The following is a 6,792-nucleotide window of genomic DNA, read 5'->3' as shown; positions in this document are numbered from 1 at the left end:
GCGCCGCCGCTGTCGCTGGCGGAAGAGTATCTGGCGCGCAAGATCCCCGTCACCCTGATCAACCGCCATGCGGACCTCGCCGGCTGCGACCGGGTGTGCAGCGATAACGCCCAGGGAGCGAAGCTGGTGGCGGATCTGTTCAGCCGCCGAGGCTGGCGGCAGGTTGGCTTTATTGGCGAAAATCGCGAGAACTTCAGCACCCGCCAGCGCTATGAGGCTTTTATCGCCCGGACGTCGGATATGGCGGTGAGCAGCCGCTTCTGCGACGGCGGCGGCTATCAGGCCGGCTACCAGGCTGCCAGAGAATTGGTTGCTGAAAACCCCGGGATGCAGGCGCTGTTTTGCGCCACCGATATGCTGGCGCTGGGCGCCCAGGACGGCCTGCGGGACGCCGCCGCCCCGCTGCCGGCCATCGTCGGCTTTGACGATATCCCGCAGGCGGACTGGCAGCCCTATCAGCTCACCACCGTTCAGCAGAATACCGCCCTGCTGGCCCACCACGCGGTGGATCTGTTAATGACGCGAATCGCCCGCTTCAGCCTGCCCTCGCGCCATCGCGAAGTGCCGGTGAAACTAATTATTCGTCATAGTGCTAAATGAAAAAATCATTTTATGCTGGAGCGATCACAGAATCTTCTGCGAAACCCGGCCACACTCATTCGGCCCTTCGGGGCTGTTTTTTTCACGCAAAATGCACACGTGTGCAAAATAGGGAGTCACTATGCAATCTCAGGAATCAGAAGCGCTACAGGCCCGCTACCGTCTGGCCTGCGAGCTGGCGAAAGCGGGGGCTGAGCTGGCGTTTGAATACTATCAACAGCGCGAGGCGTTGACCGTCGACCATAAGGGCGACGACCTGCAGGATGTGGTCAGCGTGGCCGATAAGCGGGTGGAGGCCTTTGTCAAACAGCGCATTCAGAGCGCGTTTCCGGAGGATGGTTTTCTCGGCGAAGAGAGCGGCGCCCGCCTGCCCGACGCGCGAGTGCTGTGGGTGGTCGACCCCATCGATGGCACCAGCTGTTTCCTCAACGGCCTGCACACCTGGTGCCTGTCGCTGGCGATCGTCGCCGACGGCGAACCGGTCATCGGCGTGGTCTACGACCCCAACCATCGCGAGCTGTTTCACGCCCTGCGGGGCCATGGCGCCTGGCTCAACGACGCTCCGATCCGTCCGCACCCCGCGACGACGGTCAAAGAGGGCGTGATGGGCGTCGGCACCTCGCATCGCGTCACCCCGGCGGACTTTCTGCCGTTTCTGCAGGCGCTGCTCAGCGACGGCGGCATGTTTATCCGCAACGGCTCCGGGGCGTTGATGAGCGCCTGGGCGGCGGCGGGCCGGTTAATTGGCTACTACGAGCCGCACATGAACCCGTGGGACGCCCTGCCGGGGCTGGTGCTGATGCGCGAAGCGGGCGGCGCCAGCAACGATTTTCTGGCGCAGGAGGGGATCCAGCGCGGCAATCCGCTGCTGCTGGCCAGCCAGACGCTCTACCCGCAGCTGAAAAAGATGATCCCACAACCATTACATTAACCCTTACGGGTCAGGCTATTTCTGATTATGTACTCTACACAGTAACGATAACTTCATTCACGGACGAACCACATCAATCAGTCAGGCCTCCGACCTGCGGAGAACCACCTATGTCTGGAATTATCGCTTTTTTCCGGGCGTCGCCGCCGAAAGCGGGCGCCGCGTTTGATGAACACCGTTTTCGCCGGGTGCGCTGGCAAACCTTTATCGCCATGACCCTGGCCTACGTCACCTTTTACGTCTGCCGGTTATCCTTCACCGTCGCTAAAAGCGCGCTGGTGGAGCTGGGGATCACCCCGACGGAGCTCGGCATGATCGGCTCTACCCTGTTCTTCAGCTACGCCATCGGCAAACTGGTCAATGGTTTTATCGCCGATCACGCCAACGTGGTGCGCTATATGAGCCTCGGTTTATTGCTCAGCGCCGGGATGAACCTGATGATGGGGATGACCACCAACGCCCTGCTGCTGGCCATCTTCTGGGGGATCAACGGTTGGGCGCAGTCGATGGGCGTCGGCCCCTGCGCGGTCTCGCTGGCGCGCTGGTACGGCGTTAAGGAGCGCGGCACCTTCTATGGCATCTGGTCGACGGCGCATAATATCGGCGAGGCGGTGACCTATATGGTGATCGCCGCGGTGATCGCCGGGTTTGGCTGGCAGATGGGCTACCTGTCCACCGCCGCGCTCGGCGCCGCCGGCGTGGTGCTGCTGGTGCTGTTCATGCACGATTCGCCGCAGAGCAGCGGCTTCCCGTCCATCAACGTCATCCGCGATGAACCGCAGGAGGAGGTCGAAGCCCGCGGCTCGGTGTTTAAAAACCAGCTGCTGGCGCTGCGCAACCCGGCGCTGTGGACCCTCGCCCTCGCCTCCGCCTTTATGTACATCGACCGCTACGCCGTCAACTCCTGGGGGATCTTCTTTCTCGAGCAGGATAAAGCTTATTCCACCCTGGAGGCGTCCGGGATTATCGGCGTCAACGCTATCGCCGGCATCGCCGGGACCATCATCGCCGGCATGCTCTCCGACCGCTTTTTCCCGCGCAACCGCAGCGTGATGGCCGGATTCATCAGCCTGCTGAACACCGCCGGCTTCGCCCTGATGCTCTGGTCGCCGCACAATTACTACACTGATATTCTGGCGATGATTATCTTCGGGGCCACCATTGGCGCTCTGACCTGCTTCCTTGGCGGGCTGATCGCCGTCGATATCTCTTCGCGCAAGGCCGCCGGGGCCGCGCTCGGCACCATCGGCATCGCCAGCTACGCCGGCGCCGGCCTGGGCGAGTTTCTCACCGGGATCATTATTGATAAAACGGCTATCCTTGAAAACGGCAAAACGCTGTATGATTTCAGCACGTTGGCGCTGTTCTGGGTGGGTACCGGTCTGGGTTCCGCGCTACTCTGTTTTACCACTGCCGCCATCGTCGCCCGGCGCCATGCCGTCGAACGGCAGACCTCGTTCTCCTCATAACCGATTAACGAATAAGGAAGAAGATATGATGCCTGCAAGACATCAGGGGCTGTTACGCCTGTTTATCGCCTGCGCGCTGCCGCTGCTGGCGCTGCAATCTGCCGCCGCCGCGGACTGGCAGCTGGAGAAAGTGGTCGAGCTCAGCCGCCACGGTATTCGTCCGCCGACGGCCGGCAACCGGGAAGCCATCGAGGCCGCCACCGGCCGACCGTGGACCGAGTGGACCACCCATGACGGGGAGCTCACCGGCCATGGCTATGCCGCCGTGGTCAACAAAGGGCGTGCGGAAGGCCAGCATTACCGCCAGCTCGGCCTGCTGCAGGCCGGATGCCCGACGGCGGAGTCGATATACGTGCGCGCCAGCCCGCTGCAGCGGACGCGAGCGACCGCCCAGGCGCTGGTGGATGGCGCCTTCCCCGGCTGCGGCGTCGCTATCCATTATGTCAGCGGGGATGCCGATCCCCTGTTTCAGACCGACAAGTTCGCCGCCACGCAAACCGACCCCGCCCGCCAGCTGGCGGCGGTGAAAGAGAAGGCCGGGGATCTGGCGCAGCGTCGGCAGGCGCTGGCGCCGACCATCCAGCTATTGAAACAGGCGGTTTGTCAGGCCGATAAGCCCTGCCCGATCTTCGATACCCCGTGGCAGGTCGAGCAGAGCAAAAGTGGGAAGACCACCATTAGCGGACTGAGCGTGATGGCCAATATGGTGGAGACGCTGCGTCTCGGCTGGAGTGAAAACCTGCCTCTCAGCCAGCTGGCGTGGGGCAAGATCACCCAGGCCAGGCAGATCACCGCCCTGCTGCCGCTGTTAACGGAAAACTACGATCTGAGTAACGATGTGTTGTATACCGCGCAAAAACGCGGGTCGGTGCTGCTCAACGCTATGCTCGATGGCGTCAAACCGGAGGCGAATCCGAACGTACGCTGGCTGCTGCTGGTGGCCCATGACACCAACATCGCCATGGTACGCACGCTGATGAACTTTAGCTGGCAGCTGCCGGGCTACAGCCGGGGAAATATCCCGCCGGGCAGCAGCCTGGTGCTGGAGCGCTGGCGCAACGCGAAGAGCGGAGAACGCTATCTGCGGGTCTATTTCCAGGCGCAAGGCCTCGACGACCTGCGTCGTCTGCAGACGCCGGACGCGCAGCACCCGATGCTGCGTCAGGAGTGGCGTCAGCCGGGCTGCCGTCAGACCGACGTTGGTACGCTGTGTCCCTTCCAGGCGGCTATTACCGCCCTCGGTCAGCGTATCGACCGGTCATCCGCCCCGGCGGTAGCCATGGTCCTGCCGTAGCGGCGCGGTGTTTGTCCGGGCCCGGGAAAACCTTTTTTCCAGGCCCGGCACGACGTCCGTTATCCGTTGTCCGGCGCAAACGCCCCGGCGGCGACCTGCGCCGGGGTGACCACCCCGCTGTCCAGCACCCAGCCGCTTATCAGCCCAGCAGGCGTGACGTCGAACGCCGGATTGTAAACGGCGGCCCCCGTCGGCGCCCACTGTACCGCGCCGAAGCTGCCCGCCACTCCGGTCACTTCCGCCGCCGCGCGCTGCTCAATGGGGATCGCCGCCCCGTTCGGGCAATGGCGGTCGAGGGTGGTCTGCGGGGCAGCGACGTAAAACGGGATCTGGTGATAATGGGCCAAAACCGCCAGAGAATAGGTGCCGATTTTATTCGCCACGTCGCCGTTGGCGGCGATACGGTCGGCGCCGACCCACACCGCATCCACCTGCCCCTGCGCCATCAGGCTGGCGGCCATTGAATCGGCGATCAGCTGATAGGGCACGCCCAGCTCGCCCAGCTCCCAGGCGGTTAAACGACCGCCCTGCAGCAGCGGCCGGGTTTCATCAACCCATACGTTGGTCACTTTTCCCTGCCGGTGCGCCAGCGCGATAACGCCCAGGGCGGTCCCTACCCCGGCGGTCGCCAGGCCACCGGTGTTGCAGTGGGTCAGCAGTCGACTGCCGGGCTTCACCAGCGCACTGCCCGCCTCAGCGATGCGGTCGCACAGCTGTTTATCTTCTTCGACCAGACGCAAGGCTTCCGCTTCCAGCGCCTGCGGATAATCCTCCCGGGCCAGCGCCTGCTTCATGCGATCCAGATTATTCATCAGGTTGACCGCCGTCGGCCGCGCCGCGCGCAGCGTCTCCAGCGCCTGCTGGAGTGCATCCCGGTTCAGGCCGCGCTGGGCCAGCAGGGCCAGCAGCAGGCTGGCGGACAGGCCAATCAGCGGCGCGCCGCGCACCCGCAGGGTATGAATATGGTCCACCAGCAGCGCAACGTTATCCGCCTCCAGCCAGCGTTTTTCCTGCGGCAAGGCCTGCTGGTCGAGAATAAAAAGCTGATTTTCACTCACCCGCAGGCTGGTGGTCTGTAATGTCTGCATGTCGTTAAATCCCTGTTGCGTTGTTGTATCACATTGTGTCAGGATGGAATCCAGAAGTATAGACGTCTGAACGGCTTAATCAGAATTCGAGGATCGAGGCAATGTCGCAATACCATACCTTCACCGCCCACGATGCCGTGGCTTACGCGCAACAGTTCGCCGGCATCGACAACCCATCTGAGCTGGTCAGCGCGCAGGAAGTGGGCGATGGCAACCTCAATCTGGTGTTTAAAGTGTTCGATCGTCAGGGCGTCAGCCGGGCGATCGTCAAACAGGCCCTGCCCTACGTGCGCTGCGTCGGCGAATCCTGGCCGCTGACCCTCGACCGCGCCCGTCTCGAAGCGCAGACCCTGGTCGCCCACTATCAGCACAGCCCGCAGCACACGGTAAAAATCCATCACTTTGATCCCGAGCTGGCGGTGATGGTGATGGAAGATCTTTCCGACCACCGCATCTGGCGCGGAGAGCTTATCGCTAACGTCTACTATCCCCAGGCGGCCCGCCAGCTTGGCGAATATCTGGCGCAGGTGTTGTTCCACACCAGCGATTTCTACCTCCATCCCCACGAGAAAAAGGCGCAGGTGGCGCAGTTTATTAACCCGGCGATGTGCGAGATCACCGAGGATCTGTTCTTTAACGACCCGTATCAGATCCACGAGCGCAATAACTACCCGGCGGAGCTGGAGGCCGATGTCGCCGCCCTGCGCGACGACGCCCAGCTTAAGCTGGCGGTGGCGGCGCTGAAGCACCGTTTCTTTGCCCATGCGGAAGCGCTACTGCACGGCGATATCCACAGCGGGTCGATCTTCGTTGCCGAAGGTAGCCTGAAGGCCATCGACGCCGAGTTCGGCTACTTCGGCCCCATCGGCTTCGATATCGGCACCGCCATCGGCAACCTGCTGCTTAACTACTGCGGCCTGCCGGGCCAGCTCGGCATTCGCGATGCCGCCGCCGCGCGCGAGCAGAGGCTGAACGACATCCACCAGCTGTGGACCACCTTTGCCGAGCGCTTCCAGGCGCTGGCGGCGGAGAAAACCCGCGACGCGGCGCTGGCTTACCCCGGCTATGCCTCCGCCTTTCTGAAGAAAGTCTGGGCGGACGCGGTCGGCTTCTGCGGCAGCGAACTGATCCGCCGCAGCGTCGGACTGTCGCACGTCGCGGATATCGACACTATCCAGGACGACGCCATGCGTCATGAGTGCCTGCGCCACGCCATTACCTTGGGCAGAGCGCTGATCGTGCTGGCCGAGCGTATCGACAGCGTCGACGAGCTGCTGGCGCGGGTACGCCAGTACAGCTGAGTGCGCCTGTTTCCCTCACCCCAACCCTCTCCCACAGGGAGAGGGAGCCCCCCCTAAAAAAGTGCCATTTTCTGGGATTGCCCGGCGGCGCTGCTGGACTGACCCCATA

General features: G+C 63.0%; 6 protein-coding genes. 5 read left to right on the top strand and 1 reads right to left on the bottom strand.

Annotation, left to right across the window (positions count from 1 at the left end):
* The 4 genes from HMPREF3140_RS29440 to HMPREF3140_RS24660 all read left to right on the top strand — a co-directional run.
* Positions 1-600 (top strand): substrate-binding domain-containing protein (locus HMPREF3140_RS29440; protein ID WP_228705086.1); only part of this gene is annotated, 600 nt, incomplete at its 5' end.
* 121 nt (positions 601-721) lie between these two features.
* Positions 722-1,531 carry an inositol monophosphatase family protein gene (locus tag HMPREF3140_RS24670; RefSeq protein WP_004178995.1) on the top strand — a complete coding sequence of 270 codons (810 nt, stop codon included), beginning with the start codon at positions 722-724 and terminating at the stop codon, positions 1,529-1,531.
* A gap of 110 nt (positions 1,532-1,641) precedes the next feature.
* A complete protein-coding gene (locus HMPREF3140_RS24665) occupies positions 1,642-3,000 on the top strand; it encodes an MFS transporter (RefSeq protein WP_002894151.1) in 1,359 nt (452 codons plus the stop codon).
* Positions 3,001-3,025: 25 nt separating this feature from the next.
* Positions 3,026-4,294: a histidine phosphatase family protein gene (locus HMPREF3140_RS24660; protein WP_004176900.1), complete on the top strand. Its 1,269-nt coding sequence runs from the start codon at positions 3,026-3,028 to the stop codon at positions 4,292-4,294.
* Between the two features lie 59 nt (positions 4,295-4,353).
* Here the strand turns inward: HMPREF3140_RS24660 and mtnA are convergent, their stop codons facing one another.
* Entirely contained in the window at positions 4,354-5,382 is a 1,029-nt protein-coding gene (gene mtnA / locus HMPREF3140_RS24655) for an S-methyl-5-thioribose-1-phosphate isomerase (RefSeq protein WP_032411030.1), read from the bottom strand.
* A 101-nt stretch (positions 5,383-5,483) separates the two neighbouring features.
* On the opposite strand from mtnA, the gene mtnK reads away from it, so the two are divergent.
* The gene (gene mtnK / locus HMPREF3140_RS24650) at positions 5,484-6,683 is read left to right on the top strand and encodes an S-methyl-5-thioribose kinase (protein ID WP_032411028.1); all 1,200 of its coding nucleotides are present in this window, start codon (positions 5,484-5,486) and stop codon (positions 6,681-6,683) included.
* Positions 6,684-6,792 lie beyond the last annotated feature (109 nt).

This window comes from Klebsiella sp. HMSC16A12, from assembly GCF_001808265.1.
Classification (GTDB): Bacteria; Pseudomonadota; Gammaproteobacteria; order Enterobacterales; family Enterobacteriaceae; genus Klebsiella; species Klebsiella pneumoniae.
Note: the sequence above shows the minus strand (reverse complement) of the source record. Positions and strands in the feature narration are given on the sequence as shown.

Coding starts and splice junctions, on each gene's coding strand:
- HMPREF3140_RS24660 (WP_004176900.1), top strand. CDS start 3,026: ATGATGCCTGCAAGACATCAGGGGCTGTTACGCCTGTTTATCGCCTGC.
- mtnA (WP_032411030.1), bottom strand. CDS start 5,382: ATGCAGACATTACAGACCACCAGCCTGCGGGTGAGTGAAAATCAGCTT.
- HMPREF3140_RS24670 (WP_004178995.1), top strand. CDS start 722: ATGCAATCTCAGGAATCAGAAGCGCTACAGGCCCGCTACCGTCTGGCC.
- mtnK (WP_032411028.1), top strand. CDS start 5,484: ATGTCGCAATACCATACCTTCACCGCCCACGATGCCGTGGCTTACGCG.
- HMPREF3140_RS24665 (WP_002894151.1), top strand. CDS start 1,642: ATGTCTGGAATTATCGCTTTTTTCCGGGCGTCGCCGCCGAAAGCGGGC.